Annotated in this window: 24 protein-coding genes; 16 read left to right on the forward strand and 8 right to left on the reverse strand. The window is 62.1% G+C overall.

Features of this window, described 5'->3' with window-relative positions:
- Positions 1-64: 64 nt before the first annotated feature.
- The 3 genes from AAFO92_RS21890 to AAFO92_RS21900 all read right to left on the reverse strand — a co-directional run bounded on the left by AAFO92_RS21890 (position 65) and on the right by AAFO92_RS21900 (position 4,268).
- Positions 65-1,915 (reverse strand): OmpA family protein, encoded by a 1,851-nt coding sequence (locus tag AAFO92_RS21890; protein WP_347538960.1) that lies wholly within the window; start codon positions 1,913-1,915, stop codon positions 65-67.
- A 121-nt stretch (positions 1,916-2,036) separates the two neighbouring features.
- A complete protein-coding gene (locus tag AAFO92_RS21895) occupies positions 2,037-3,299 on the reverse strand; it encodes a VWA domain-containing protein (protein WP_347538961.1) in 1,263 nt (420 codons plus the stop codon).
- Positions 3,300-3,359: 60 nt separating this feature from the next.
- Positions 3,360-4,268 carry a MoxR family ATPase gene (locus AAFO92_RS21900; protein WP_347538963.1) on the reverse strand — a complete coding sequence of 303 codons (909 nt, stop codon included), beginning with the start codon at positions 4,266-4,268 and terminating at the stop codon, positions 3,360-3,362.
- Between the two features lie 188 nt (positions 4,269-4,456).
- Here AAFO92_RS21900 and AAFO92_RS21905 point away from each other — a divergent pair, with 188 nt between their 5' ends.
- The 10 genes from AAFO92_RS21905 (at position 4,457) to AAFO92_RS21950 (ending at position 15,079) form a co-directional block, all read left to right on the forward strand.
- A complete protein-coding gene (locus AAFO92_RS21905) occupies positions 4,457-5,395 on the forward strand; it encodes a phosphoadenosine phosphosulfate reductase (protein WP_347538965.1) in 939 nt (312 codons plus the stop codon).
- 73 nt (positions 5,396-5,468) lie between these two features.
- Entirely contained in the window at positions 5,469-6,509 is a 1,041-nt protein-coding gene (pyrC, locus tag AAFO92_RS21910; RefSeq protein WP_347538967.1) for a dihydroorotase, read from the forward strand.
- On the forward strand, positions 6,506-7,462 hold the full coding sequence (locus tag AAFO92_RS21915; protein WP_347538969.1) for a threonine dehydratase: 957 nt from the start codon (positions 6,506-6,508) through the stop codon (positions 7,460-7,462). The genes pyrC and AAFO92_RS21915 overlap by 4 nt, the downstream gene beginning before the upstream one ends.
- Before the next feature lie 70 nt (positions 7,463-7,532).
- A complete protein-coding gene (locus AAFO92_RS21920) occupies positions 7,533-8,210 on the forward strand; it encodes an orotate phosphoribosyltransferase (protein WP_347538971.1) in 678 nt (225 codons plus the stop codon).
- Positions 8,211-8,441: 231 nt separating this feature from the next.
- Positions 8,442-9,932: a replicative DNA helicase gene (locus AAFO92_RS21925; RefSeq protein WP_347538973.1), complete on the forward strand. Its 1,491-nt coding sequence runs from the start codon at positions 8,442-8,444 to the stop codon at positions 9,930-9,932.
- A gap of 175 nt (positions 9,933-10,107) precedes the next feature.
- Positions 10,108-11,922: a CHASE domain-containing protein gene (locus AAFO92_RS21930; RefSeq protein ID WP_347538975.1), complete on the forward strand. Its 1,815-nt coding sequence runs from the start codon at positions 10,108-10,110 to the stop codon at positions 11,920-11,922.
- Entirely contained in the window at positions 11,919-12,362 is a 444-nt protein-coding gene (locus AAFO92_RS21935; protein ID WP_347538977.1) for a response regulator, read from the forward strand. The genes AAFO92_RS21930 and AAFO92_RS21935 overlap by 4 nt, the downstream gene beginning before the upstream one ends.
- Positions 12,363-12,513: 151 nt before the next feature.
- The gene (gene alr / locus AAFO92_RS21940; protein ID WP_347538979.1) at positions 12,514-13,554 is read left to right on the forward strand and encodes an alanine racemase; all 1,041 of its coding nucleotides are present in this window, start codon (positions 12,514-12,516) and stop codon (positions 13,552-13,554) included.
- A complete protein-coding gene (locus AAFO92_RS21945; protein WP_347538981.1) occupies positions 13,551-14,336 on the forward strand; it encodes an ABC transporter permease in 786 nt (261 codons plus the stop codon). The genes alr and AAFO92_RS21945 overlap by 4 nt, the downstream gene beginning before the upstream one ends.
- The gene (locus AAFO92_RS21950) at positions 14,333-15,079 is read left to right on the forward strand and encodes an ABC transporter ATP-binding protein (protein WP_347538984.1); all 747 of its coding nucleotides are present in this window, start codon (positions 14,333-14,335) and stop codon (positions 15,077-15,079) included. Before AAFO92_RS21945 ends, AAFO92_RS21950 begins: the two co-directional genes overlap by 4 nt.
- Positions 15,080-15,160: 81 nt before the next feature.
- Here the strand turns inward: AAFO92_RS21950 and AAFO92_RS21955 are convergent, their stop codons facing one another.
- The gene (locus tag AAFO92_RS21955; protein WP_347538986.1) at positions 15,161-15,868 is read right to left on the reverse strand and encodes a M23 family metallopeptidase; all 708 of its coding nucleotides are present in this window, start codon (positions 15,866-15,868) and stop codon (positions 15,161-15,163) included.
- A 194-nt stretch (positions 15,869-16,062) separates the two neighbouring features.
- Here AAFO92_RS21955 and AAFO92_RS21960 point away from each other — a divergent pair, with 194 nt between their 5' ends.
- From AAFO92_RS21960 to AAFO92_RS21970, 3 genes are all read left to right on the forward strand, one after another.
- Positions 16,063-16,494, forward strand: coding sequence for a DUF2852 domain-containing protein (locus AAFO92_RS21960; RefSeq protein ID WP_347538987.1), 432 nt, complete (start codon positions 16,063-16,065; stop codon positions 16,492-16,494).
- A 56-nt stretch (positions 16,495-16,550) separates the two neighbouring features.
- Positions 16,551-17,000 carry an RDD family protein gene (locus AAFO92_RS21965; RefSeq protein WP_347538989.1) on the forward strand — a complete coding sequence of 150 codons (450 nt, stop codon included), beginning with the start codon at positions 16,551-16,553 and terminating at the stop codon, positions 16,998-17,000.
- Between the two features lie 90 nt (positions 17,001-17,090).
- A complete protein-coding gene (locus AAFO92_RS21970) occupies positions 17,091-17,918 on the forward strand; it encodes an arginyltransferase (protein WP_347538991.1) in 828 nt (275 codons plus the stop codon).
- Between the two features lie 104 nt (positions 17,919-18,022).
- Here the strand turns inward: AAFO92_RS21970 and AAFO92_RS21975 are convergent, their stop codons facing one another.
- On the reverse strand, positions 18,023-19,093 hold the full coding sequence (locus tag AAFO92_RS21975) for an acyltransferase (protein ID WP_347538993.1): 1,071 nt from the start codon (positions 19,091-19,093) through the stop codon (positions 18,023-18,025).
- Positions 19,094-19,200: 107 nt separating this feature from the next.
- Here AAFO92_RS21975 and AAFO92_RS21980 point away from each other — a divergent pair, with 107 nt between their 5' ends.
- Positions 19,201-19,761, forward strand: a complete 561-nt coding sequence (locus tag AAFO92_RS21980; protein ID WP_347538995.1) for a hypothetical protein — start codon at positions 19,201-19,203, stop codon at positions 19,759-19,761.
- Between the two features lie 78 nt (positions 19,762-19,839).
- Here the strand turns inward: AAFO92_RS21980 and AAFO92_RS21985 are convergent, their stop codons facing one another.
- The 3 genes from AAFO92_RS21985 to dctP all read right to left on the reverse strand — a co-directional run bounded on the left by AAFO92_RS21985 (position 19,840) and on the right by dctP (position 24,289).
- Positions 19,840-22,194 carry a TRAP transporter large permease subunit gene (locus tag AAFO92_RS21985; RefSeq protein ID WP_347538997.1) on the reverse strand — a complete coding sequence of 785 codons (2,355 nt, stop codon included), beginning with the start codon at positions 22,192-22,194 and terminating at the stop codon, positions 19,840-19,842.
- Positions 22,195-22,208: 14 nt separating this feature from the next.
- Entirely contained in the window at positions 22,209-23,099 is an 891-nt protein-coding gene (locus AAFO92_RS21990; protein WP_347538999.1) for a TRAP transporter small permease subunit, read from the reverse strand.
- A 104-nt stretch (positions 23,100-23,203) separates the two neighbouring features.
- A complete protein-coding gene (gene dctP / locus AAFO92_RS21995; RefSeq protein ID WP_347539001.1) occupies positions 23,204-24,289 on the reverse strand; it encodes a TRAP transporter substrate-binding protein DctP in 1,086 nt (361 codons plus the stop codon).
- A gap of 226 nt (positions 24,290-24,515) precedes the next feature.
- On the opposite strand from dctP, the gene AAFO92_RS22000 reads away from it, so the two are divergent.
- Together AAFO92_RS22000 and AAFO92_RS22005 are read left to right on the forward strand one after the other, a co-directional pair.
- Positions 24,516-25,955: a cache domain-containing protein gene (locus AAFO92_RS22000; protein WP_347539003.1), complete on the forward strand. Its 1,440-nt coding sequence runs from the start codon at positions 24,516-24,518 to the stop codon at positions 25,953-25,955.
- Complete coding sequence (locus AAFO92_RS22005; protein ID WP_347539005.1) at positions 25,952-26,614, forward strand: response regulator transcription factor; 663 nt, start codon at positions 25,952-25,954, stop codon at positions 26,612-26,614. Before AAFO92_RS22000 ends, AAFO92_RS22005 begins: the two co-directional genes overlap by 4 nt.
- The last annotated feature ends 126 nt before the right edge of the window (positions 26,615-26,740 follow it).

Genomic DNA, 26,740 nt, shown 5'->3' on the forward strand with positions numbered 1-26,740 from the left:
ACTATAGGCATGAAAAAAGAGCAAGGCCAACGGCCCTGCTCCTTTGTTTGTCAGTGTCTTGGCCCTACTGCATCGACGCCGTCCGCAGCAGGTTCGTGATCCGGCGAACGGTCGCGCGACGGTTCTCACGCTCGGCCAGCGGCGTCAGGATCTTCAGGTTCGATTCGCCATAGCCCTGGACAACCATGTTTTCCGGCGGCACGTCGAAATACTCGGTCAGTGCCAACGCCACGGATTCGGCGCGCCGGTCCGACAGGGCCAGGTTAAAGGTGGCATTGCCCACCGCATCGGTATGGCCTTCGACCAGAAAGATCTCGTAGGGATTGTCTTCGATCAACCGTTTCATCGCGAGCCCGAGATCCCGCAATTCTTCGGCCTCGCTGGCGCGAATTGCGGCCGAGCCGGTGTCAAAGGTCACATCGTCCAGCTCGATCACGGGGACCAGCTCGCGTACGGCGCGAATCTGCCGGATCTGCTGCAGCGAGAAGCGACGGTCGACCGCCGACTGCTCCTGTGCGGCCAGCGCCATTCGCAACTCATCCGACGAAATATCGCTCACGTCGATGGAGGATTCGCGTTGTTTCGGCAGCTCTGTCACCTGTACCGGTTCGATGTTGCCGGTGTCGTCAAAGAGAAGGATCTGCGTGCCATCCTCAAGCACGCGCACGCGCCGCAGCACCTGCCCGTTGGCGGCCTTGATGGTCACGACGCGCGTGCCATCCTCGCGGTAGACCGTTTCGCGGGTCGAGCCATCACTGAAACGCTCGGTCTCGATTTCGACACCCGGCTGGCGCAGCAACACGTTATCGTCCTTCAACACTTCGTAATTGCCGTCCTGACGCTGAACAACCACGCGGTCGCCGGAATTTGAGACGACCTTGTCGCCGTTCTTGAGCAGCGTGCCGACAGCGGCAATGCCCAGGGCGCCGATGGCGAATTTTTCGAAATCGCTCAACCCTTCATCCTTGTTTGACGCCGCGGCAGCGGCCTGAGCAGCGACCGCGTTGGCGAATTCTTGATTGCTCTTCCGGATCTGCTCTTGGCGGATTTTGCGCTTCTCAACCTTTTCGGCCTTGGCCGTGCTGTCGTCCTCAGTGGTGGTGGCGGCTTCGGCCGTCACGGTTTCATTTGCGTCCGCGGTGCTTTCTACCGTGTCTTCCTGCTGCACCTCGGGGGTGTCCGCATCGGCGGTCACATCGCTTTCGGCAGTGGCTGACCCGGACGCTTCCGCGGTTTCCGGCTTGCTGTCCTGGGCTTCGGTCTCAACGGCCTCAGACTCCTCTTCTGCCTGCTTGGTCTCGTCGCTTGCAGCCGCTTCGGCCTCTCCACCCGCATCAGTCTCGGAACCCGTTCCGGTGTCGACCCCGGCTGCTGTTTCAACTGCAACGTCTGCCTCTGCCTGGGCCTCGGCCTCTGCCAATTCATTAGCCAAGGCATCCGCTTCGGCTTCGACCTGGCTATCGGTCGCGCTTTCGCCTTCCACCTGTGCTTCGGCGGTAGTGGCGTCAGACGGCTGATCAGCCGCAGCCTGCGCACCGGCGTCGCCCTCGGCAGCCGCCTCACCGTTTGCCTCCGATGCTGATTTGACAGCAATCATGACCTGTTTGAAGCTGGCATAGACAGCCCCGGTCTCGGTAACGGTTCCTTCAACCACCAGCTGCGTCTGCCCGTCCAGGACAAGGCATTCGCCGGTTTGGTCGGTCAGGGCCACTAAGGGGTTTTTGTCCTTCTGTTTTGCTGCCTTGCGCGTCTCCTTGTGCTCGGCGCCGCGCTGCGGAAGCTGGTTCCAGGGCTTGCCCTCGGCGTCAACGCAGGCGACGGCAGGGGCGGCATCTTGCGCCAAGACCGGCATCGGCATGGCAAGCGTCGCGCTCACGACAAGCGCGGTCGTCGAGTTCAGGAAACTCTTGGTCATTTTTTGTCACTCCGTTTGGCAGTTCAACTATGATCCAGGAGGACAACGCGCTTGCCCCACATCGGGTTTCAAAGATTTCCTGCTTTGTGCAGATGAAACTGGGGAGCGGCGCGGATGTTATTCAATAACCGCGCGCGAGATCAGCCTGAAACCGCAGTTTTTCGCCACTGTCGCCGGGCCGCGCGATCGCCTCCGCCAGTTCCTCGATCGTGGCGATGGAATGCCCGGCGCGAAAACTGTCGACATGGGGCAGCATCGCGGCAATTCCCTGCGCCTTGGGCGCGAAACCTTCCCAACGCAGCAGCGGATTGAGCCAGATCAGCCGCCGCGCCGACAGGTGCAGACGTTCCATCTCGCGCTCCAACCCGTCCGGATCGCCACGATCAAGCCCGTCGGTGATAAGCAGCACCACCGCGCCCTGCCCCATGACCCGCCGCGACCAGTCGCGGTTGAACGCATGCAGGCATTCCCCGATCCGTGTGCCGCCTTCCCAGTCCTGCGCATGAGATCCGGCGGCGGCCAGCGCGGCATCCACATCCCGCGTCGCCAGGTGGCGGGTGATGTTCGTCAGACGCGTGCCAAAGGTGAACGCATGGACCCGCGCCCAGCCCTGCCCGCGCGTATTGGCCACCGCATGCAGGAAATGCAGCACCATCCGGCTGTATTGGCTCATTGATCCGGAAATGTCGCACAGCACCACCAGGTTGGGCCAGCGCGGGCGCGGTTTCTTCAGCGCGATCCGGCGCATCTCGCCGCCCCGGCGCATGGCCTGGCGGAGGGTCCGGCGCGCATCCACCTGCCCGCCCGCATGGCTGGGCTGGCCCCGGCGCGAGGCCAAAGGCTTTACCGGCAGGCTGAGCCGCGCCAGCATCCGCTTGGCCTGCGCCACCTCCTGCGTGCTCATCTGTTCGAAATCCAGCGACCGCAGGCGCTCGGTCGCAGACACGGTGGCGCTGGCGTCGACCTCGATCAGGGTCTCTTCACCTGCCCCGTCGGGCTCCGGCAGTTCGCGCTGTGCCCCGTCAAGAAGCGCCTCGGCTGCCCGCTTTTCTGCCGATCTCGCCGCCCGGTCCTCCTGCGCGCCACGCAGCGCCGGCAGCATCATCGCCATCATGTGCTCCATGTAGCGCGGATCGCGCCAATAGAGCCGGAAGACCTGCGCGAAAACCTCGCGCTGCTCGGGCCGGCTCACGAAGGAGGCGTGCAGCGCCCAGTAGAAATCCTGCCGGTCGGTAAATCCCGCCGCCTCGACGGCACGAACCGCGTCAATCACCCGCCCCGGCCCGATCGGCAGGCCCGCCCGGCGCAGCGCGCGCGCAAAATGGGTGATATTGTGCGTCAGCTTGGGGTTTTCCGGCAGGTCAGGCGGCAGCTGTTCAGCCATGACCGTCCGTGCGGCGGCGCTGACCCCGCACCCCGTGAGTATTTTGAGAACAGTGAACCCTCATGCGGTCTCCAGCGTCGCCCTTGCGTCGTCGAGAAGGCGCTTGGCCTCGGAACCTTCGAGTTTCTGTATGTCATCCTGGTATTTCAGGATTGCGCCCAGCGTGTCCGCGATGACCTCGGGACTGAGCGAGATCACGTCCAGCGCCAGCAGGCATTTGGCCCAGTCGATGGTTTCGGCCACGCCGGGTTTCTTGAACAGATCCTCGGTACGCAGGCGCTGAACGAAGGCCACGACTTCACGGCTCAGGGTGTCGGCGGCCTCGGGCGCGCGGGCCTGCAGGATGTCGATTTCCCGGTCGAAGCTGGGATAATCCACCCAATGGTAGAGGCAGCGCCGCTTGAGCGCGTCATGCACCTCGCGGGTGCGGTTCGAGGTGACGATCACGATGGGCGGTTCCGGCGCGGCGATGGTGCCCAGTTCGGGAATCGTGACCTGGAAATCGCTGAGCGCCTCCAGCAGGAACGCCTCGAACGGCTCGTCGGTGCGGTCCAGTTCGTCGATCAGCAACACCGGCGCACCGCCGGATTGCGGCCGCATCGCCTGCAGCAGCGGACGCTCGATCAGGAACTCCTCGGTAAAAAGCTCATCCTTCAGATGGGTCCGGTCCACCCCGCCCGAGGCTTCGGCCGCACGAATCGCGATCATCTGTTCGGCGAAATTCCATTCATAGACGGCCGAGGCCGCATCCAGCCCCTCGTAGCATTGCAGCCGGATCAGCCGGCGGCCCAGCCCGGCGGCAAGCGCCTTGGCTATCTCGGTCTTGCCGACCCCGGCCTCGCCTTCCAGGAAAAGCGGGCGGCCCAGGCTCAGCGCCAAAAAAACCACGGTTCCCAAGGGCCTGCTACAGACATAGCCTTCGCCGTCCAGCAACTCTTGTACCGCGTCGATCGAACCGGGAACACCCATGGCAACCCTCCGTTTGGTGCCAGCACTGCACGGGCCCGCCCGCGGCGTCAAGGCCGGGTCCGGAGCGGTTTGGCAAAGCGATGTCGGAATAAGCTTGGAATCTGGCCCGAGAACCCGGATGATAGATCACAGTAACTTTAGACCCGTCGCGTGGCAGGACGGGCAGTAGTACCAGGGAACGGATTACGATGAAGGACATGCCCGATGGATATGAAACACCCCTGAAAGGGCTGGCCTGGACCGACTGGTTAGAGAAGCTCACGGCGATCACCGACGAGGACGGCTATGTCGAACGGCTGGGCGACCGTCATGCGGCCATCCTTGTCGAAGAGAAGCCAACCCTTCTGGTCACGTTTGAAACCCATCAGGGTATCGACGCGCTGTCCGATCTGTGTCACCCGATGGGATGGGAAATGGTCAAGGCGCTTGGCTGGTCGCATCTGTGCCTGGTCAGCGAAGGTGATACCTGGTTCCGCGACCGCCATGTCTATGCCTATTTCGACCGGCTGGTCGATGACGGGTTCCTGGAGGATTTCGAACAGGTGATCTTTTACGGGGCGGGCGCCTGCGGCTATGCGGCGGCAGCGTTTTCGGTGGCGGCCCCCGGCGCGCAGGTCCTGCTGTTGCAGCCGCAGGCCTCGCTGGATCCGGACGTGGCGGAATGGGACCGGCGTTTTCGCCATATGCGCCGGGTGTCGTTCACCGACCGCTACGGCTATGCCCCGGACATGCTGGAAGCCGCCGATCAGGCATTTGTCCTTTATGATCCCGAGATCCGAGAGGACGCGATGCACGCGGCCCTTTTCAACCGGCCCAATGTCACGCGGTTCCGGATGCGGCACCTGGGGCGCGAGATGGAGAGGTCGCTGGTGCGGATGAACATCCTCTTGCGGGCCATCGCCCAACTCAGCGCCGGCAAGCTGAACCGCCATCGGTTGGCGCGCCTGTTTCGGTCCCGCCGGGACGATGCCAGCTATCAGTTCAGCCTGCTCAAACGCCTGACCACCGACAACCGCCCCTATCTGGTGATGCTGCTGGCCGGCAAGGTACTGGAGAAACGCGAGGCGCCGCCGTTTCGCAAGGCCTTTGCACGGGCGCGCAGCCGGCTGGGGATCTACAATCGCTGAGATCCGCCGCCGCCTCGCCAAATTCCACCGATCGCATCTGGCGCGGGGGGACGCGATTGTGTAAGGCCGTGGCATGAGCCAAAGCCTGACGATACGCCGCCCCGATGACTGGCACCTGCACCTGCGCGACGGGGCCATGTTGCGCGCTGTCCTGCCGGAGACCACCCGCCATTTCGCCCGCGCGATCATCATGCCCAACCTGGTGCCGCCAGTGGTGACGGGGGCACAGGCCGCGGCCTATCGCGACCGTATCCTGGACGCACTGCCCGACGTTGTCGATTTCACGCCGCTGATGACGCTCTACCTGACCGAGGATACCGACCCCGAGGATGTGGCCGCCGCCCATGCCAGCGGCCTTGTCTCGGCGGTCAAACTCTACCCCGCCGGGGCCACCACCAACTCGGCCAGCGGGGTCAAGGATTTCGACAAGGTACGCGGCGTGCTGGAACGCATGGCCGAGATTGGCCTGCCGCTGTGCCTGCATGGCGAAGTGACCGATCCCGAGATCGACATCTTCGACCGCGAGGCGGTGTTCATCGACCGTGTACTTGACCCCATTCGCCGCGCCACCCCCGGCCTGCGGACCGTCATGGAACATATCACCACGCGCGATGGCGTGGATTATGCCCGGAGCCAGGATGATCTGGGCGCCACCATCACCACCCATCACCTGGTCATCAACCGCAACCACCTTTTGGTCGGCGGGATCAGGCCGCATTACTACTGTCTGCCCGTCGCCAAGCGCGAAGAGCATCGCCTGGCGCTGCGTGCCGCCGCAACCTCGGGTGATGCCCGCTTCTTTCTGGGCACCGACAGCGCGCCGCACACGGATGCAAACAAGGAAAGCGCCTGCGGCTGCGCCGGCTGCTTCACCGCCACCAACACGATGTCGATCCTTGCCCATATCTTCGAAGAGGAAGACGCGCTTGACCGGCTCGAAGCGTTTACCTCGCTCAACGGGCCGGGATTCTACGGCCTTCCGCCCAACGAAACCCTGATCCGCCTGACCAAGGGCGACGCCGTGGTCTTTCCGGACAGGATCAACACCGAAGCCGGCCCTGTCACGGTGTTCGATCCAGGCATGCCGGTCCACTGGCACGTGAGCACGGCATGATGTTCACCCGCGACGAGTTCGAGGACGCGCAGCGCATCGTGCATGCGCATGTTCAGCCAACCCTGCAACATAACTGGCCCCTGCTGGCGCAGGAGCTTGGCTGTGACCTGTGGCTGAAACACGAGAACCAGACCCCGCTTGGGGCATTCAAGGTTCGCGGCGGGCTGGTGCATATGCGCCGACGAAAAGAGGCCGGGCTGCTGAACGGGGTGATCACCGCATCGACCGGCAATCACGGGCAGTCCATCCCCAACGCCGCCCGGATCGAGGGGATACCCGCCACGGTCGTCGTGCCCGAAAACAATTCGCCGGAAAAGAACGCCGCCATGCGCGCGCTTGGCGCGCGGCTGATCGAAACCGGAACCGATTTCATCGAATCCGTGGCCTTTGCACGGCAACTGGCCAAGGATGAGGGGCTGGACATGATCCCCAGCTTTCACCGCGATCTGGTCACCGGCGTGGCGACCTATGCGCATGAATTCTTCGATGCCGCCGGAGAGATGGATGCGGTCTATGTCCCGATCGGGCTGGGGTCGGGGATCTGCGGCATGATCGGCATGCGCGACATGCTGGGCCTGAAAACCCGGATTGTCGGCGTGGTGGCACGCGGGGCCAATGCCTATGCGCTTTCCTTTGCATCGGGACATCCGGTGGCGACCAACAAGGCCGACACCTTTGCCGAAGGTGTTGCCGTGCGCGAACCGCACCCCGAGGCCGTGACGCTGATCAATGCCGGTGCCGACCACATTGCCGAGGTCAGTGACGAGCAAATCCGCGCGGCGGTGCGGCTGGTCTTTCGCGCCACCCATAACGTCGCCGAAGGCGCCGGCGCGGTCGCCCTGGCCGCGGTCATGGCCGAAAAGGACCAGTTGCAGGGCAAGCGGGTTGGCGCCGTGCTGAGCGGTGGCAATATCGACGCTGAAAGATTTGCCCAGATTCTCCGGCCGGACTGAACCGCTCTGGCCCCCTCTGCGCCGCCACGCTAGAACGCTGTTACTGAATCACCTGAAGGAGTCCGGCCAAATGATCCCCACCGCCTATCCCCCGGCCGAGGAAATCGCCCGCCTGACCGCGCGGATGCTGTTGGAAATCGAGGCGGTGCATTTCAACGCCGACGAACCTTTCACCCTGGCCTCGGGCCTGCCCAGCCCAACCTATATCGACTGCCGCAAGCTGATTTCCTTTCCACGCATCCGCGCGACGCTGATGGATTTCCTGACCGTGACGGTGATGCGGAACGCGGGTTTCGAGGCGTTCGACAACATCGCCGGCGGCGAAACCGCGGGCATCCCCTTTGCCGCTCTGGTGGCCGAGCGCATGGCCCTGCCGATGACCTATGTGCGCAAGAAACCCAAGGGCTATGGTCGCAACGCCCGGATCGAGGGCGCGATGAGCGAGGGCGAGCGGGTGCTGCTGGTCGAGGATCTGACCACCGATGGCGGCTCCAAGCTCAGCTTTGTCGATGCCATCCGCGAGACCGGCGCGACCTGTGGTCATACGGCGGTAATTTTCTATTACGGCATCTTCCCCGAAACCGAAAAGACACTGGGCGATCATGGCGTCACGCTGCACCATCTGTGCACCTGGTGGGATGTGCTGGCCGAGGCTCGCGCGCAGGGCAGCTTCACCGCGGCGACGCTGGATGCGGTCGAGGCATTTCTGAACGATCCGCGTAAGTGGCAGGAAGAAAACAAGAAATAAAACTGTCTGTGGAAAACCGCGGATCACGCGCCTCGAATCGCCGCGCTGCTACAGCATGTAGACTTTTCGCACCTTCATGCTACAGTATCTGGGCGCATCCGGCGGGCAACCGGTTTGTGCACCTCTTTATCCCGGCGGATATCCACAATTCTGCCCAGATAGAGCCTCCCTTGCAGATGCGCTAGAACGCCCGGGGGGACAGTCAAAAAAGAACAAAGTGAGGGAGCGGACGTGAACGAATTCACCAGTTTCAATGCCACCGGCGCCGAGGTCAAGGACGCGGAAACCATGCCGCATTCGATCGAGGCGGAACAGCAGTTGCTGGGGGCGATTCTGACCAACAATGATGTCTATGACCGCGTCGCCAGCATCATCGGCCCGCAGCATTTCTATGACCCGGTTCACGCCCGCATCTACGAAACCGCCGCCGCCCGCATCGCCAAGAACAACCTGGCCTCTCCGGTTACGCTCAAGGCGTTTCTCGAAGAAGATGAAGGGCTCAAGGAACTCGGGGGACCGGCCTATCTGACCCGCCTCGCCGGGGCCGCGATCAGTTCCTTCGCGGTGCGCGACTATGCCCAGATGATCTATGACATGGCGATCCGGCGCGAGCTGATCGGGCTGGGTCATGAAATCGCCGGCAAGGCGGCGCGGCTGGACGTGGACAGCGAGCCCCGAGACCAGATCGTCGAGGCCGAGCAGAAGCTCTATACGCTGGCCGAACAGGGTCAGACCGAAAGCGGTTTTCAATCGTTCCTCAAAGCCGTAACCGACGCGGTCAACGTGGCCAATGCCGCCTATCAGCGCGATGGCGGGCTGGCCGGGGTTTCGACCGGTCTGGCGGACCTGGATACCAAGCTGGGCGGCCTGCACAAATCCGACCTGCTGATCCTTGCGGGCCGTCCGTCGATGGGCAAGACCTCTTTGGCCACGAACATCGCGTTCAACATTGCCAAGGCCTATAAGCGCGGCACGTTCCCCGACGGGACCGAGGGGGCGGTCAATGGCGGCGTCGTGGGTTTCTTCAGCCTTGAAATGAGCGCCGAACAGCTGGCCAGCCGGATACTGGCCGAAGCCTCGGAAATCTCCTCGCACAAGATCCGTCAGGGCGATATGGACGAAAGCGAATTCCGCCGTTTCGTCGATGCCGCCAAGACACTGGAATCCTGCCCGCTTTTCATTGACGACACCGCCGCCATTCCCGTTGCCCAGCTGGCCGCCCGCGCCCGCCGCCTGAAGCGCACGCACGGGCTGGATGTGCTGATTGTCGACTACCTGCAGCTGGTGCGCGGCACGTCGGACAACCGTGTACAGGAGATTGGCGAGATTTCGATGGGTCTCAAGGCGATCGCCAAGGAGCTGGAGATCCCGGTCATCGCGCTGTCACAGCTGTCGCGTCAGGTCGAGGCCCGCGACGACAAGCGTCCGCAGCTGTCGGACCTGCGCGAATCCGGCTCGATCGAACAGGACGCCGACGTGGTGATGTTCGTGTTCCGCGAGGAATACTACGTCGAACGTGAGAAACCGTCCGAAGAAAAGCTGGAGGAAACAGCCGAGTGGCAGGAGCGCATGGCCCGCCTGCACGGCAAGGCCGAGGTCATCGTCGGCAAGCAGCGGCACGGGCCCATCGGCACGGTCGAGCTCAGCTTCGAAGCGCAATACACCCGTTTCGGCAACCTTGTGAAACCCTGGCAGCAGATCGGCAACGATCAGGAATTCTGACCGCCCGATCCGGGGGTTCATGCGCCAAACTGAACTCGTCACAGGCCGGATAGGTTAAATTTTCCACCACCGTTCCCGTCACCTTGGTTAACGCGACGTTTACCTTTGGTGGGCATCCATACGCCGTTCGCAAGGCCAGCGTGAACCGCATGTGGGGTGTACCATGGGACAAGACATGGAAAATTCGAAGGACGAGCAGATTGTTCTGAACGACAGTACACGCAAGGAACGCGATTACATCGCGCGGATGAGCAAACTGTCCGCCGTGCACTGGCTTGCCGTTCTCCTGTCCCTGCTGCTGACAACCGGCGCCTGGTACTTCACCAGCCTTCAGGTGCAAATCCGTGCCGAAGAACGATTTGACCGCTATGCGGACCAGGTCATCCGGCTGGTCAAGGAACGGATGGAGCATTACGAGAACACGCTTGCCTCGGGTGTCGCCGCCATCCAGGCGTCGGGCGGCGATTTCACCCATTCTGAATGGCGGCAATTCACCCGGTCATTGAAAATCGAAACCAAATACCCGGGCATCAATGGCATGGGTGTCATCTACCGGATCGACCGTTTTGCCGCGGCGGCGTTCATCGCCCAGCAGCGCCGGACGCGGCCCGGATTCGACATTCACCCGACGCATGAATCCGACATCCTCTACCCCATCACCTATATCGAATCCGAAGCCACCAACTTCAGGGCGATCGGCCTTGATATGGCACACGAACAAAACCGCCTGGAGGCGACGTTGCGGGCACGAGACACCGGGCGACCGCAAGTGACCGGCCCCATTTATCTGGTTCAGGACGCCCGGAAAACGCCGGGGTTCCTGTTTTTCATGCCCTATTACCGCAATGGCCAGTCGGCCACGCTGGAACAGCGGCAAGGAAATTTCGTCGGGATGGTCTATGCCCCCTTTGTCTTTCGCAAGCTGATGAAGGGCGTGCTGGGGCGCGAGAACCGCCTGGTCCATTTTGCGATCAGCGATGATGGGCGCGACCTGTACAGCGACGCATCCGAGGGCAGCGCGCGCCACAGCCCGGAGTTCAGAAAGACCTACCAGGTGTCCCTGTATGGCCGCGACTGGAATTTCGAGATCTGGGACACGCCGCGGTTTCAGGCAGCGAACCACAGTAACGAACCGACAATGATCCTGCTGGGCGGCATCATCATCGACGCGCTGCTTTTCAGCCTGTTTGTGATGCTCGCCAATTCAAACAAGCGCGCCCTTCGGTTTGCCGATCTGATGACCCACGAGGCCCGCCACAGGGCGGAATCCCTGCAACGGTCCAACGAAGATCTGGAGCGGTTTGCCTATGTGGCGTCCCATGACCTCAAGACACCCCTGCGGGGGATCGGGTTCCTGGCCGAGTGCATTCGCGAGGATATCGACCTGCCCACAGACCAGGCCGCCGCGACCGAACTGGTTGAGAACCTCAACCTGCTTGACGATCAGGTACGTCACATGGACAGCCTGATCACCGGCATCCTGACCTATTCCAGCGTCGGAACGCAGGTCGCCAAACCCAAGGCGGTAAATATCTCCAAACTGGTCAGGGGAATTTGCACCGCAATCGGCCTTCAGCCTCATCAATACAGCTTGACGGGCGACAAGGTCGATTTCAAGACGGACATCGTTCGCCTGCAGCAGGTTCTGCAGAACCTGATCGGCAATGCCCATGAATATCACCCTGATGCCGACGCCCTGGAGGTGACCATCGACGTGCAGGACAAGGGCGAGCGGCTGGAATTCACCGTGACGGATAACGGCGCCGGCATCGAAGCGCGCTATCACGACAAGGTTTTCGAGATGTTCCAGACGCTCAACACAGGCAAGGTTGCCGGCGGCACCGGCATCGGGCTGGCGATCGTGAAGAAATCCGTCAACCTCTACGGCGGAGAGGTTCACCTGAACAGCGCACCGGGCCAGGGCTGCAGTTTCTACTTCGATTGGCCAAAGATTCTGGACACCGAGGAAAAGGTGCGGGTAGCGGCATGACCAAACTATCCGACAAGGCGTTCACGCTGCTGCATGTCGAAGACAGCGAACTTGATGCGCGGGCGCTCAGGCGTGCACTTGCGAGATTGGGCATCGAAGTGGATGTAACGCGCGCCAAGGACGGCATTGAGGCTCTCGAATTTCTGGGGACATCTTGCCACGAACCCACTGAAAGCACGCAGACGGTCATTCTTCTGGATATCAACATGCCGCGGATGAACGGTATCGAGTTTCTGAAAGAACTGCGTGCGAACCAGGCGCTGCGCCATACCCCCGTCTTCGTGCTGACCACCTCGGAACGGCGGTCGGACATCCACAATGCCTATGCGCACAACGTGGCAGGTTATATCGTCAAGCCCATGGATTCAAACGTCTTTCACGAGCGGATAGAAATGTGGCAGCAATTCATGTCGGTGATCGAACTGCCCTGTGCCGCCTGATATCCCCCGCACGACCACGGCAAAAAAACGGCACCTGAACCGGCCAGCGACACAGGCTTGCCTGCCACAGTCGCCAGGATTGTGACCACCGCCGGACCGCGCGGCGCATTCCCCCTTGACCCGCGCGACAGGCATGTCAAAACCCCATCCCATGGGAACAGCTACACTCACGATCGACCTTGGCGCGCTGACCGCGAACTGGCGCGCGCTCGATGCGATGAGCGCTTCGGAAACCGCCGCCGTGGTCAAGGCCGATGGCTATGGTTTGGGGGCTGATCGCGTCGGGCGTGCTTTGGCCCGCGTGGGTGCGCGCACGTTTTTCGTGGCCGCCGCCGAAGAGGGTGCGGCACTGCGTCAGGCGCTTGGGCCCGGCCCGGCAATCAACGTGTTCTCGGGCCATATGCGCGGCGACACGGACATGATCGGCGATATGGCCCTGACACCGATGGTCAATTCGATGGATCAGCTGGTTCGCCATGTCGAAGCACTGCCCGGCCATCCGTTTGGCATACAGCTTGATACCGGGATGAACCGCTTGGGCATGGAACCGGGCGAATGGGGCGCGGTTCGCGATATCGCGATGGCCCAGCAACCGACGGTGATCATGAGCCATCTCGCCTGCGCGGACGAGCCCGACCACGCGATGAACGCACAGCAACTGGCCGCCTTTCGCGAGATGACCGCCGATCTTGACGTCCCCCTCAGCCTTGCCAATACCGGCGGGATCCTGCTGGGCGAAGACTATCATTTTGACCTGGCCCGCCCGGGCATCGGCCTTTATGGCGGCGCGCCCTATGCGGATGCCCGGCCCGTCGTCACGCTTGCCATCCCGGTGATCCAGTGCCGCGATCTTGAGGCGGGCGAGACGGTGGGATACGGCAACAGCTTTACCGCCACGCGCCCGACCCGCATCGCCACCGTCGCGGCGGGCTACGCCGATGGCATCATCCGCGCCATGGGGTCAGGCACCGTGCTGCGACAGGGCGATCAGAGCTGCCCGGTCGCGGGGCGTATCTCGATGGATCTGATCGGCGTGGATATCACCGACCTGGAAGACCCTGATCCAAAATCCCTTGACCTGCTGGATCAAAGTCAGGGCATCGACCGGCTTGCCGACGCTGCCGGAACCATCGGATATGAAATCCTGACCTCGATGGGCGCGCGCTATCAGCGGCGCTATACCGGCGGATGAGCTGGTTTTTTGCCCTCCTGGCCGCCATTGGCCGGCCGGTTACCCGCGGACTTGCCGCATTGGGTCGGCTGGCCCTGTTCGCAGGCCAGACGCTCGGCCATATGCTGCGGCCGCCGTTCTACTTCAAGGAAATCCTGCAAAGCCTTCTCAACATTGGGTATTTCAGCCTTCCTGTCGTTGGCATGACGGCCATTTTCACCGGCGGCGCCCTGGCCTTGCAGATCTACTCGGGCGGCGCGCGTTTCAACGCCGAGGCTGTGGTGCCCCAGATTGTCGCCATCGGCATGGTGCGCGAATTGGGGCCGGTACTGGTGGGGCTGATGATCGCGGCGCGGGTGACCTCCTCGATCGCGGCCGAAACCGCGACCATGAAAGTGACCGAACAGATCGACGCGCTGGTCACCCTGTCGACTCACCCGATGAAATACCTGACCGTGCCACGCGTGCTGGCCGGCCTTGTCATGGTGCCCTTCCTGGTCGGGATCGGCGACATCATCGGCATCCTGGGCGGCTACGTGGTGGGCACCAGATCGCTGGGGTTCAATGCCAGCGCCTACCTGATCAATACCGTGAATTTCATCGAGACGCGCGACGTGGTCTCGTCGCTCATCAAGGGCGCCGCCTTCGGCTTCATCGCCACGCTTCTGGGCTGTTACCACGGCATGAATACGGGCCGTGGCGCACAGGGCGTGGGCCGCGCCACCAAGAGCGCGGTCGAAAGCGCCGCGATCCTGATCCTTGCCGCCAACTTCATCCTCACCAGCATCCTGTTTTCGCTATGATCGAGCTTAGGGACGTTCATAAGGCATTTGGCAGCAACAAGGTGCTGCAGGGGGTCAACCTGAGCATCCCCAAGGGCACGTCGATGGTGGTGATCGGCGGATCGGGCACCGGCAAGTCAGTGTGCCTCAAGAGCATTCTGGGGCTGGTCACGCCGGATAGCGGCATGATCACCCTGGATGGCGAGGACGTGACCAAGGCCGAGCGCGACAGTTTCCTGGCGCGGTTCGGGATGCTGTTTCAGGGCGGTGCGCTGTTTGACAGCCTGCCGGTCTGGCAGAATGTCGCCTTCCGCCTGCTGCGCGGCTCGCTCAAACGCCCCAAGGACGAGGCCCGCGCCATCGCCATCGAGAAACTGCGCCGCGTCGGCCTGAAATCCGAGGTGGCGGACCTGTTCCCGGCGGAGCTTTCGGGCGGGATGCAGAAACGGGTGGGCCTTGCCCGCGCCATCGCCGCCGAACCCGAGATCATCTTTTTCGACGAACCGACTACCGGGCTTGATCCGATCATGTCGGGCGTCATCAACGACCTGATCCGGGAAATCGTGGTCGAGATGGGGGCCACGGCAATGACCATCACCCATGACATGACCAGCGTCCGCGCCATCGCCGATCACGTGGCCATGCTACATGACGGCGTGATCCAGTGGACCGGCACCGTCGCGCAGATGGATACCTCGGGCGATCCTTACCTAGAACAGTTCATCAATGGCAGCGCCGACGGGCCGATCGAGGCGGTGCGATAACGCATACCGCTTGCTGGCCTGAATGCCGAGTCGCGCATCACCCACGCGCCGGGCTGTAGGCAAGACCGTCCAACCGGCGCCTCACGGGCAGTTCGCTGCCACGTGCACGTCACCCTGCCGGGGATAGCGCAGGCCCTGGGACGTGCAGAATAACGGTACCAGCTCGGGCCGACCCTCCAGCCCCAGGAACTGGGTGGCATGGGCGATGTAATCCTCGTAAGTGCCGTTCGCGTCGGGCACCGCCGTGCTGGTCTCTTTCTCGAAGGTCCAGATCGCGAAATGCACATGGCGCCCGCCGGGGGTGAACCCCACGTCGCTCTCGATCCCGATCGGCTGACCTTCGGCCACCCAATCCCCCTCCTCCGGGCCGACGCTGTTTTGCTTCATATGGGCGTAGAGCGTCCATTCGTTGCAGCGGCCCAATCCCTCGGGGCATGTCCGGCAGGGCTGGGCAATCCCGCCGCTGCCGGGCGGCGCGGAACCCGCAGGCTGGCAATAATCCAGCGGGTGTTCGATCCAGACGAAATTATTGGTCGAGGCCGAACTGTCGCCGCTTTCCTTCACGTGGCGCACCCAGCCGGACTTGGCGGCCACGAGGGTCTGTTCGGGCATGGTACCGCGCAGATCGAACATCTCGGCCTCTGGCGTGGTGTGGGTCTTGTGATCGGCGGTGATCTCGACCTCGGTGCCATTCGCGTAAGGCAGGCGATAGCTGGTTTCGGTGCAGGCGCTAAGGCCGATGGTGATGATGCAAAGGCTTAGGAATAAAACAAATGGAATAAAACGCATTGGGACACCCTCCTGCGGCCCAGCATAGCAAATCCGCAGATTTCCCTTAGTCTTGGAATCCTTACCTTTCGCCGGGATTTCCGCAGCATGTAAAAAAGATTCACATCCGCTCTTGCAACCGGCAGGTCGAATGCCAATCTAAGGAATGTGAAAGACATTCACATTCAGTCGCACCTAACGAAAGGGAACAATAGATGGCCACCATTGCGCAATCCTCACCTGCCTCCGGCTTCGGCGGATGGCTCTACCGGGCCGAGGCATGGCTGGACAGCAAGGGCCGTGGCGCCTGGTTTGTCGCCATGATCGTCTCGTTCATCCTCTTCTGGCCGCTTGGGGTCGCCCTTCTGGCCTACATGATCTGGAGCAAGAAAATGACCTGTGCAAGCAAACGCAGCGCCCGGTTCGACGGCAAACAGCGTCACGGCGGGGTCTACCGGCCTACCGGCAATGCCGCCTTCGACGCCTACAAGACCGAAACCCTGCGCCGCCTTGAAGAAGAACAGGAAAACTTCGAAGCCTTCCTGCAACGCCTGCGCGATGCCCGCGACAAGGCCGAGTTCGATCAGTTCATGGACGAGCGCGCCAAGCCAAGGGCAGCGGATGACAGCGCGGAAAAATCCGACTGATTGCTGCTGGCCCGGGGTTCAACCGGGCCTTCCGCCCCCCTATATTCGGAACAGACATGAGCGATACAAACTGGCATATCCCCGATCCGCAGTCACAACCGGATTTCTACGCCGATGTCCCCACCAAACGGCTGCTGGCCTGGGTGGTGGACACGGTCGTGGTGCTGGTGATCTGCCTGCTGATCCTGCCCTTCACCGCGTTCACGGGGCTGTTCTTCTTTCCGCTGCTCTTTCTGACGGTCAGCTTCGTCTACCGCGTCGTCACCATCGCGCGCAGTTCTGCCACCTGGGGGATGCGCCTGACCGCGATCGAGTTCCGCACTGAGCGGGGTGACCGGTTCGACCTGTCGATGGCCTTTCTGCACACGCTCGGATACAGTGTTTCCTGGGCTTTCGCGATCCTTCAGGTGATCTCGGTCGTGCTGATGCTGACCACGCTACGGGGACAGGGGCTAAGCGATCACGTGCTGGGTACGGTCGCCATAAACCGGCGTGCGCGCGACTGACGACGCGTCAGATTTAACTCAAATTCCATTATCTCTTGGCCTGTTACCGGGTTGTTGTTATCGTGCCGCTACGCCAAAGAAACAGGTACCATGCGCCATACGCTGCCCATCGCGCCCCAGTTCTATGTGACGGCCCCGCAACCCTGTCCTTATCTCGAGGACCGGATGGAGCGGAAATTGTTCACCGCGCTGCAGGGCGAAGGCGCGCAGCGGCTGAATGACGGCCTGTCGAAACAGGGGTTCAGGCGGTCCCAGAACGTGCTTTACCGCCCCTCCTGCGCGGATTGCGCGGCCTGCCTGTCGGCGCGTATCGCGGTCGAAGATTTCACCATGTCGCGCAGCCAGAAACGCGCCCTGAAACGCAATCAGGCGCTTGAACGGCGGGCGACCTCGCCCTGGGCCACGGACGAACAATACGAGCTGTTCCGAACCTATCTTGAAAGCCGCCACGCCAGCGGCGGCATGGCCGACATGGATGCGTTCGAATTCGCCGCCATGGTCGAGGAAACGCCCATTCGCACGCGCGTGGTCGAATATACCGATCGCGACACTGGCGAGCTGGTCGCGGTCTGCCTGACGGACGTTCTGGATGACGGTGTCAGCATGGTCTATTCCTTTTTCACCCCGGACCGCGGCAAGGACAGCATCGGCACCTATATCATCCTCGATCACATTCGCATCGCGCGCGAGGCCGGCCTGCCGCATGTCTATCTGGGCTACTGGGTGCCGGGCAGCGCCAAGATGGGCTACAAGGCCGGGTTTTCCGGGCTCGAGGTCTATGTGAACGGCGACTGGGAGAAGATGCGCGACCCGTCGGATTACGATTCGCGCCGCCACCCGCTGAGCAACGACCCGATTGCCGAACAGGTGGCCGACATCTCGTTGCCCGATGGCCGCCCGCTGCGCCCCAGCCGGTAAAGCGGCCCCCGATTCCGTCTGAAATGCTGTGGCCAGAAGGCCCAAGGCCGGCGCCACACAGGTATCATCACGCCGACGCGTCGGCGTGCACCTGAAGCACCGCGCTAGGCCGGGCTCCGGGCCTCTTCGTAGCGTTTTGACAGGCGATGCCCCGCCGCGTTGGTGGGCCGCTCGATCACCAGATAGGACAGGATCGACAGCAGGATCGTCAACACGGAAACGACGGCGAATTTCATCAGCCCGGGCATGGCCACGTAACGCTCGCCCAGCCCGCCGATCAGCAGGTAAATGACCAGAAGGTGCCACAGGTAAATTGAATAGCTCACCGATCCCACCAGCACAAATCCCCGCGACCGCAGCCATTGCATACGGCCTTCGCGCACGCGGTAGCTGACGATGATGATCGCCGTAGCCAGCGCCATCAGCGCGGCGGACATGCCGGTCTTGGTCAGCAATGCCAGCGCAAACAGCGCGTAGCCCGCCATCTGCCACCTGCCCCGGTTAAACCCCATGTCATCCCTGAGCTTTGCGCGCTGGTGATGACACCACGCGCCCAGGAAGAAATAGGCGCCGTAGGTCATCGGCAGGAAATGCGCCGCGTGTTTCGGCAACCACAGCTCGCCCACAAGCCGCGTCAGCCCCGACAGGACCAGCAGCGCAAGGAACATCCCGGCAAAGCTGCGCGGCGACAATCGCCAGGCCAGCAGAAACGGCAGCACCGCGTACCAGAAGATCTCGATCGGGATCGTCCATTCCACGCCGATCAGGGAATTGGCGACACGGGCGTCAAACGCGCTGAGAAAACTCAGATGCGCCAGCAGGTTATAGGCGTCCGCCCGGCTGCCGTAGAGCTGCATGAAGTAAGGGGCAACCATGGCCCCGCTGGCGATCAGCACAAAAAACACCAGCACGGCGATGTAATAAAGCGGCGCGATCCGCAGCAGACGGCGGATGAAATAGGGCGCGAAGGCCCCGGCCTTCAGATAGGTCGCGGCGATGGTATAGCCCGAGATCACAAAGAATATCTGCACGCCGTATTTGCCGTTGTCGCTGGCGATCTCGCCGATCGGGCCCAGCCCGTCGAAGGCGCGGGTATGCACCGCCACCACCATGAGCGCGGCAATCGCCCTGAGCCCGGTGATGAAATCCGTATCGCCGTATCGCCTCAGCAGCATGATGGCCCCGTCGCTCCGCGCCCGGACTTAGGGTCCTGTGCGCCCACTGGTTTCAGAGCCGGGTCAAGGATGTGGTACACTGCTCTCATTTTCGAAAGGTTATTGCCATGAATAGACTGATTACACTCGTTCTGTTGCCGGTCTCTCTTGTGCTTCTAAGCTATTGCGCGCAGTTGGAACAGGCAGATCCCTTCCGCATCCTGAGAATGTCAGTACGGGTTTACGCGCCGCTGCACGAATCGACGCCTTCAATCACTACGTGCAACGCCGTTGCCGCGAACTTTATTCTGATCGCCGAGCCTGGTCCGGATAACGAGGCCGCGCACAACGCAGGCACGCCGACCAACAACATACCGTTCGATCCGATTTTTAGCGATGACGACCCTGGTACAGCCGCGGGTCCGGTTCAGGTCGTTCCACCGGGCTGCTTTCTTGGCCGCAACGTTGCATTGACCACCGGCAATTGGATGATTGGGTTCAACCAGACGACAGATTTGGGAAACATCATATCAAACGCCTTCTGTGATGTTTTGATCACAACGGACGAAAGCACCACAAACTCACCCTGGGCGGGGTTCAGCGCGAATGGTGAGGAATTCGATACGGTCGGTACCACCGAAGGCTGCGTATTCGAGGATGTGGACCTTGTGACCAACGTTTACCCGTAAGAAAACCCCGGAGGCGCTATGAACGCCTCCGGGCTCTTGTCGAGCGAACAGCAGAGCGACCGCCCTGCGCCTTCGCGGTCAGTTCGGGATCAGCGACGGTACGATGGTCACGATGGCCGGGAAGAACCACAGGATCGCCAGCCCCAGCACCTGGATCAGCACGAAGGGAAACACCCCGCGATAGATATGGCCGGTCGTCACCTCTTTTGGCGCGACCCCCCTCAGGTAGAACAGCGCGAATCCGAAGGGCGGTGTCAGGAACGAGGTCTGCAGGTTCACCGCGATCATGATCGTCACCCATTTCGGATCGAAGGTGCCGCCATAGATCACCGGGCCCACGATCGGGATCACGATATAGATGATCTCGAGGAAATCGAGCACGAAGCCCAGCACGAAAAGCACGATCATGACGATCAGGAAGACTTTGAATTCGCTGTCGAAGCTTTTCAGGAACTGCTGGATGTAATGCTCGCCGCCGAAGCTGATCACCACGAGGTTCAGCAACTGCGACCCGATCAGGATGGTGAACACCATCGACGTGACCTTGGCGGTCTCGCGCACGACGGGCGACAGGACGCCGCCCGCGTAAAGCACCCAGCACGAGAACAGCAGCCCGAAGAGCGCGAACAGATAGGCCGCCTTGGCCACAAAGAACGCAATCCAGGTCTCAAGGCCGACCCCTTCGATATTGATCCGCAGGTCGAAATTGATCCCCATCAGGATCGTGATGATGATCGCGAAGGTGGCATAGATGATCACCTTGCCCGACCGTTCTTCGTCGCGCAGCTTGCGATAGGCCGCCAGCATGATCGCCCCGCCCGCCCCAAGCGCCGCGGCCGGTGTCGGGTTGGTGATACCGCCCAGGATCGACCCCAGAACCGCGATGATCAGCACCAGCGGCGGAAACACCACGCGGATCAGTTCGTTCTCGGCCAGCCGACCGGCGGCGTGGCTGCAGCCATAGAGCGCCATCGCCAGCGGGATCGCCAGCATGATCAGGCTCAGGCCGGAACTGGTTGACGGGGCGATCAGCAGGATATCCACCAAGAGCCCCAGCACGATACCAAGCGCCCCGATCAGCAGCGGCGCGGGCGTGGCCGATGGCTTGACGCCGCGCGCAACCGCCAGGATCAGCCCCAGCAGCAGGAAGATGATCGCCACACCGGTACCGATGGGCGCTGCCGCGGCCTCTTTCTGGGCGACCAACTCGGCAATCTCTTCTGGCGACAGTTTCACGCTTTCCGCGACGCCGCCGGCCTCCTTGATTGCCTCATTCTCGGCGATTGCCTCGTCCCAGGCCTCCTGGCCGTGCAGCTCGATCATCGATTGCTTGCACTCCGCCCCGACATTGGTGCGCAGCGAGGCGGTCTGGCCCGCATCGGTGAAACTGTCCACGATCAAGCTTTGCGAGCCGATGATATTGACCGAATTCAGCAGCAGCATCCCACCGATAAGCAGAACCGGGACGCCGGCAAACCAGGTGAATGCCTCGCCACGGGTCACCGGCTCGGACAGGCTCTCCGACATCTGCACCGACGGCGCCTTGGACGGGTTCAGCAGCGCGTAACAGAACGCATAGCCCGCATAGAGCAGCGCCAGCAGGATGCCCGGCAGAAGCGCCGCCTGGAACAGCGTGCCGACAGAAACGACCGCCGGGGTACCCAGATAGGTCAGCGCGTCGGTACAGCCAGCTTCGACGGCGCGCGTCTCCTGCGCGGCGGAATAGAGATCCCCGGCCAGCGTCCCCAGAAGAACGATCACGATCGAGGGCGGAATGATCTGCCCCAACGTGCCGCTGGCGGCGATGACCCCGGTCGCGATTTCCGGGCTGTAATGGTTGCGCAGCATGGTGGGCAGGCTCAGCAGGCCCATCGTGACCACCGTCGCGCCGACGATACCTGTCGAGGCGGCCAGGAACGCCCCCACGACCACCACCGAAACGGCCAGACCGCCGGGCAGCGGGCCAAACACGCGCGCCATCGTGGTCAGCAGGTCATTGGCAATCCTCGAGCGTTCCAGCGTGATGCCCATCATCACGAACATCAGCACCGCCAGCAGTGTCTCGATCGACTGGCCGGCCAGTACGCGTTCGTTCATCCGGTTGACGATGAAGCTGATATTGCGGTCCAGCGCGACCTCCCAGCCCTGTACGAAGACCGGCTGCGCGATCCTGGGCAGATCGGGATATCGGAACACCGACACCGTTTCGGATTTCACCCCCGAAGCGATCAGCGCGTTATACGCCTGGCTGCCGGTATCAATCGCCTGGTGCACCAGCAACCCGGCATCGTCGAGCGCGGCGATGATGCCAAAGGACAGCATCCCGGCCCCGGCAATCGCGAAGGCCACGGGAAACCCCGACAGAATACCGCCAAAAAGGCAGAGAAAGACGATGATCAGGCCGATTTCGACGCCATCAAGTCCGAATAGCATGTCTCAGAGTCCCTTCAATGCGTGCCTTCATAGGCTTCTTCACCTTCGCCAAGGCTGTCCTTGTCGAGGTATTTGTTTTCGCTTTCAGGCCCTTCCTTCCATTCCAGGTAGGACCGGTAGAAAAACGCGATTGCATGGATGAAGACCATCGCGGCAAAGGCGACCAGCAGGATCTTGAACAGGAAATAGCCGTTGAACCCGTTGGGGCTGAAGCCGATGGTTTCCACGTTCCAGCGCACGGCACGGGCCTTGAGCAACAGCCGGTCCAGCGCATCGCTGGCCGATGGCTTGGGCACGATCAGGTGCCGCCACAGGAAATACCAACCATACATCCACGTCAGCACCGCCATCGGCATCATGAACAGCAGGCAGCCGATCATGTCGACCACCCGCTTGGCGCGGAAACTGATCGCCGAATAGATCAGGTCGACACGCACATGCCCGCCCTGAACGAAGGTGTAGGTACAGCACAGCGCAACGACCAGAGCGTTGTAGAATTTCAGCTCTTCGCTCCACCAGCTGATATCAAGCTCCAGCGGAATCCCGAAGCCCAGCACGATGTCCGGCCGGGCAAAGATACGCTGAATGAAGACGATGACGATCTGCTGGATCACCATCAGCAGCCCGGCCCAGGCAAAGAAACGGCCGACCGTGTTGGCGAACCCTTCCAGCGCCCAGACGCAGCCCCACATGAACCGGTTCTTCCACACGCCGAAGGCCGTGAGCACCAGGAAGGCCGTGAACACCACGTAGAAAAACTCGACCGACCCGCCGTAATAGACAAAGCGCATCAGCGCTTCCTTGTCGGACCAGTTCAGCCAAAGCTGTGGCTGGGTGATCGCGTAGCCGAAATTGTAGAAGGCAAGGCCGATGTTCTGGAAAAACCAGAGAATTGCATCCAGCATGGCACCCCTAATCCCTTGAGAGCGGGCATTTTCTGCCCGGCATAGTTATGTCAGACGGGCCCTTTCCAGAGCCCGCCCGAGTATGTCACATTCCGAAGGGTAAGTCAGCCGCCCATGACCCGGTCGCGCTGTGCGCGATAGGCCTCGGAGGATTTCGAAATCCAGCCCGAGGACGACCGCATCGACGCGACGTAGTCGTCATAGATCGACTTGAACAGATCATCGCCCATGAATTCGTCATAGACCTTCTGGCTGGCGCCGCCGAACGCGTCCCAGACGCTATCGGGGAATTCCAGAACCTTGATGCCGCCGCTTGCCAGGCGCGCCAGCGCGTCGGCGTTGTTCATCAGGTACTGGCTGAGGTTCCAGACATTGGCGTGACCGGCAGATACCTCGATCGCGGATTGCTGGGCCGGGGTCAGATCGTTGAACACGTCCAGGTTCACCGCAACCGACAGGCCGGCCGACGGTTCGTGGAAGCCGGCGGTGTAGTAGAACTTGGCGATTTCCTGGAAACCGACCTTCTCGTCCGACCACGGGCCAACCCACTCGGTGCCGTCGATCGCGCCCGAGGCCAGCGCCTGGTAGATCTCGCCGCCCGGAAGGTTCTGAACCGAAACGCCCAGATGGCCAAGCGCTTTGCCGCCCAGTCCGGGCATCCGGAACTTCAGGCCCTGCAGGTCCGCGGGGCTGTTGATTTCCTTGTTGAACCAGCCGCCCGCCTGCGCCCCGGTGTTCCCGGCGAGGAAGGATTTCAGGCCGAAGATCTCGCCCAGCTCATGGTGACGCTCCATGCCGCCGCCATGATAGTACCAGTTATTCTGTTCCGTCGCGGTCATGCCGAAGGGCACGCCGGTGAAAAAGGCGAAGGCCGGGTGCTGGTTGACGAAATAATAGTCTGCCGCGTGATACATGTCGGCCTGTCCGGCGGTTACCGCGTCGAAGCTTTCGAACGCGCCCACCAGTTCGCCCGCGTGCTTCACGTCGACGGTCAGCTTGCCGTCCGAAATGGCGTTTATGTTCTCGGCCGTCTTGTCAGCCGCATCCGCCAGACCGGCGAAACCGCGCGGCCAGGATGTCACCATGGTCAGCGTCCGGTTGCCCTGCGCATAGGCCGGCGCCGCCAGTGCCGTTGCTGCTGCGGCCGACCCGCCCAGAGCGGAATTTTTCAGAAAAGAACGACGATCCATATAGTAGTACCTCCCGAGTAATTGAAAGCGCGCCGTACCCTGACGGGGACAGCACGCGGATCGTTGCAAGTGAGGGTACCCTAGCGCGGGCCCGAACGGTTGGAAATACCGAGTACTGCGTAGAAACGGTGAATTTGGTCAGACGGCTTTACCAATATGACCGGGTTTCCGGGCATTTCGACGTCAATCTATGGGAATCGCCGCTGAATCGACGTATCGATTCGCCATGCGTCGACTGCGTGACAGGTTTTGGCAGAATTACGGTCAGAAACTCTTTCTGACCGCGACCCTTCCGCTTGTGCTTGCGGCGGTGGTGATCTCGGTATTGGTGACGCTCGAGGCGCGGCAGCTGGCGCAGCGCGAGATCCACAACCTCGAACAACAGCTGATTGCCGCCAAACGGGCCGAGCTGAAGAATTACCTGTCGATCGCCCGCAACGCGTTCTTCAACATATACGGCCGCGCTGCCCCTGACGACGAAGCTGCCAAGCTGACCATCACCCAGATCCTGTCGGCCATGCTGTACGGCCGGGACGGCTATTTCTTTGTCTATGATTACGACGGCAACAACCTTGTCAGCCCGCGCCAGACCAATCTGATCGGCAAGAACTGGACCGGGCGGACCGACCCAAGCGGGACCGCGATCACCGACGAGCTGATCAAACTGGCCCGTTCGGGCGGCGGCTATCATGAATACGATTCCGTCAAACCCAGCACCGGCGAGACCGCCCGCATGGTGGCCTATGTGATCGGCCTGCAGGATTGGCGATGGGCCGTCGGCACCGGGGTCTTCATCGATGATGTCAAGGCCACGGTTGCCGCCTCGCGTGCGCAGGTCGAAAACCGCATCCGCCGCACCTTTCTCTATATCGGGGCGATCACGCTGGCGACCTTGCTGCTGGTCTTCGGCTCGGGGCTGTTCATCACCATCCGCGAACGCCGCCTGGCCGATGCCAAGCTGAAGAAACTGACCCAGCGTGTGTTCGACGCGCAGGAGGAAGAGCGCGGCCGCGTCGCGCGCGAGCTGCATGACGGGATCAGCCAGATCCTTGTCGGCGTCCGCTATGCGCTGGATATCACGCGGCGGCGCCTGTCCTCGGGCGACGGGCGCGCGGCGGAAACGCTGGACAGCGGTCTGGAATACCTTTCGGGCGCCATCCAGGAGGTCCGCCGCATCAGCCGCGATCTGCGCCCCGGGGTGCTGGATGATCTGGGCCTCGGTCCCGCGCTCAAATCCCTGACCGAGGATTTCGGCAAGCGCACCGGGATCAAGACCAGTTTCGACACGGTGGTCTTCCGCAACCGGCTGGACGATGATGCCAAGATCGCGCTCTACCGCGTGGCCCAAGAGGCGCTGACCAATGTCGAGCGTCATTCAGGAGCCACCAAACTGGCCGTGGACCTGCGCGGCCACGCGCGCGGCGCCACCCTGCACATCTCTGATAACGGCCACGGCCTGGATCAGTCGCGGGCGACCAGCAAGCCCTCGTCCGGGCTGGGGCTGCGCAATATGCAGGAACGCATCGAACAGCTCGACGGCAACCTGCGCATCTTGTCCAGCAGGACCGGCACGGTGATCGAGGCCACGGTACCGCTCAGCCACCTGCTCCCGCCCGAGAAATCATCCGACTCCATGACCGACCCCGACAAGAAGGCCAGAGCATGACCAAACCCGCCCGCCCCCCTCGCCCGACCCGCATCGTCATCGTCGACGACCACCCGATGGTCGCCGAGGGCATTCAATCGATCCTTGAAAGTTATGACGACGTGGCCGTCATCGCTACGCTTAGCGATGGCCGAGAGGTGATCGACCAGGTCGAGGCGCTGAAACCGGACGTGATACTGCTGGATCTGAACATGCCGGGCATCGGCGGTTTGACCGCAACCGAGATCATCCTGGAGCGGCGGCCAGAAACCCGCATCCTGATCCTCAGCATGCATGACAGCCCGGAATACATTTCCTCGGCGCTCAATCACGGCGCGGCGGGCTATGTGCTCAAGGATGTGCCGACGGACGAGATCAAGCAGGCGATCGACGTGGTGATGCAGGGTCAGCGCTACCTCTGCACTGGCGCGCAGGGCTCGCTGGCGCCGTTCGACGACACCGACCGCGAGCAGCTGACCAACCGGGAACAGACAATCCTACTGCAGCTGGCGCAGGGCAAATCCAACAAGGAGGTCGCGATCGACCTCGACATCTCGGTCCGCACGGTCGAGACACACCGCAAGAACATCAAGCGCAAGCTTGGCATCAGCTCGACCGCCGGGCTGACCCGCTACGCGATGGCCCATGGCGTGTTGCAGGGCACAGGCGTACAGATCTGATCCGGTCGCAGCGCGGGATCCGTACGAAAAACCGTTGTTCAGGCTTCCGCGGATTCTTGCGCGTGCGTACCCTCGCTCTTGCCTTGGACCCCGTCCAGGTACAAACTGACGGCTGGTTTCCGAGGG

It is taken from the genome of Roseovarius sp. CAU 1744 (assembly GCF_039839345.1).
In the GTDB taxonomy this organism is placed as follows: Bacteria; Pseudomonadota; Alphaproteobacteria; order Rhodobacterales; family Rhodobacteraceae; genus Roseovarius.

Excerpts from the sequence above, each read along its gene's own strand:
- AAFO92_RS21980 (WP_347538995.1), top strand. The coding sequence starts at position 19,201 with ATGAATAGACTGATTACACTCGTTCTGTTGCCGGTCTCTCTTGTGCTT.
- alr (WP_347538979.1), top strand. The coding sequence starts at position 12,514 with ATGGGAACAGCTACACTCACGATCGACCTTGGCGCGCTGACCGCGAAC.
- AAFO92_RS21890 (WP_347538960.1), bottom strand. The coding sequence starts at position 1,915 with ATGACCAAGAGTTTCCTGAACTCGACGACCGCGCTTGTCGTGAGCGCG.
- AAFO92_RS21950 (WP_347538984.1), top strand. The coding sequence starts at position 14,333 with ATGATCGAGCTTAGGGACGTTCATAAGGCATTTGGCAGCAACAAGGTG.
- AAFO92_RS21945 (WP_347538981.1), top strand. The coding sequence starts at position 13,551 with ATGAGCTGGTTTTTTGCCCTCCTGGCCGCCATTGGCCGGCCGGTTACC.
- AAFO92_RS21930 (WP_347538975.1), top strand. The coding sequence starts at position 10,108 with ATGGAAAATTCGAAGGACGAGCAGATTGTTCTGAACGACAGTACACGC.
- AAFO92_RS21960 (WP_347538987.1), top strand. The coding sequence starts at position 16,063 with ATGGCCACCATTGCGCAATCCTCACCTGCCTCCGGCTTCGGCGGATGG.
- AAFO92_RS21965 (WP_347538989.1), top strand. The coding sequence starts at position 16,551 with ATGAGCGATACAAACTGGCATATCCCCGATCCGCAGTCACAACCGGAT.
- AAFO92_RS21900 (WP_347538963.1), bottom strand. The coding sequence starts at position 4,268 with ATGGGTGTTCCCGGTTCGATCGACGCGGTACAAGAGTTGCTGGACGGC.
- AAFO92_RS21920 (WP_347538971.1), top strand. The coding sequence starts at position 7,533 with ATGATCCCCACCGCCTATCCCCCGGCCGAGGAAATCGCCCGCCTGACC.
- AAFO92_RS21970 (WP_347538991.1), top strand. The coding sequence starts at position 17,091 with ATGCGCCATACGCTGCCCATCGCGCCCCAGTTCTATGTGACGGCCCCG.
- AAFO92_RS21935 (WP_347538977.1), top strand. The coding sequence starts at position 11,919 with ATGACCAAACTATCCGACAAGGCGTTCACGCTGCTGCATGTCGAAGAC.
- AAFO92_RS21975 (WP_347538993.1), bottom strand. The coding sequence starts at position 19,093 with ATGCTGCTGAGGCGATACGGCGATACGGATTTCATCACCGGGCTCAGG.
- AAFO92_RS22000 (WP_347539003.1), top strand. The coding sequence starts at position 24,516 with ATGCGTCGACTGCGTGACAGGTTTTGGCAGAATTACGGTCAGAAACTC.
- AAFO92_RS22005 (WP_347539005.1), top strand. The coding sequence starts at position 25,952 with ATGACCAAACCCGCCCGCCCCCCTCGCCCGACCCGCATCGTCATCGTC.
- AAFO92_RS21955 (WP_347538986.1), bottom strand. The coding sequence starts at position 15,868 with ATGCGTTTTATTCCATTTGTTTTATTCCTAAGCCTTTGCATCATCACC.
- AAFO92_RS21985 (WP_347538997.1), bottom strand. The coding sequence starts at position 22,194 with ATGCTATTCGGACTTGATGGCGTCGAAATCGGCCTGATCATCGTCTTT.
- AAFO92_RS21990 (WP_347538999.1), bottom strand. The coding sequence starts at position 23,099 with ATGCTGGATGCAATTCTCTGGTTTTTCCAGAACATCGGCCTTGCCTTC.
- pyrC (WP_347538967.1), top strand. The coding sequence starts at position 5,469 with ATGAGCCAAAGCCTGACGATACGCCGCCCCGATGACTGGCACCTGCAC.
- AAFO92_RS21905 (WP_347538965.1), top strand. The coding sequence starts at position 4,457 with ATGAAGGACATGCCCGATGGATATGAAACACCCCTGAAAGGGCTGGCC.
- AAFO92_RS21915 (WP_347538969.1), top strand. The coding sequence starts at position 6,506 with ATGATGTTCACCCGCGACGAGTTCGAGGACGCGCAGCGCATCGTGCAT.
- dctP (WP_347539001.1), bottom strand. The coding sequence starts at position 24,289 with ATGGATCGTCGTTCTTTTCTGAAAAATTCCGCTCTGGGCGGGTCGGCC.
- AAFO92_RS21895 (WP_347538961.1), bottom strand. The coding sequence starts at position 3,299 with ATGGCTGAACAGCTGCCGCCTGACCTGCCGGAAAACCCCAAGCTGACG.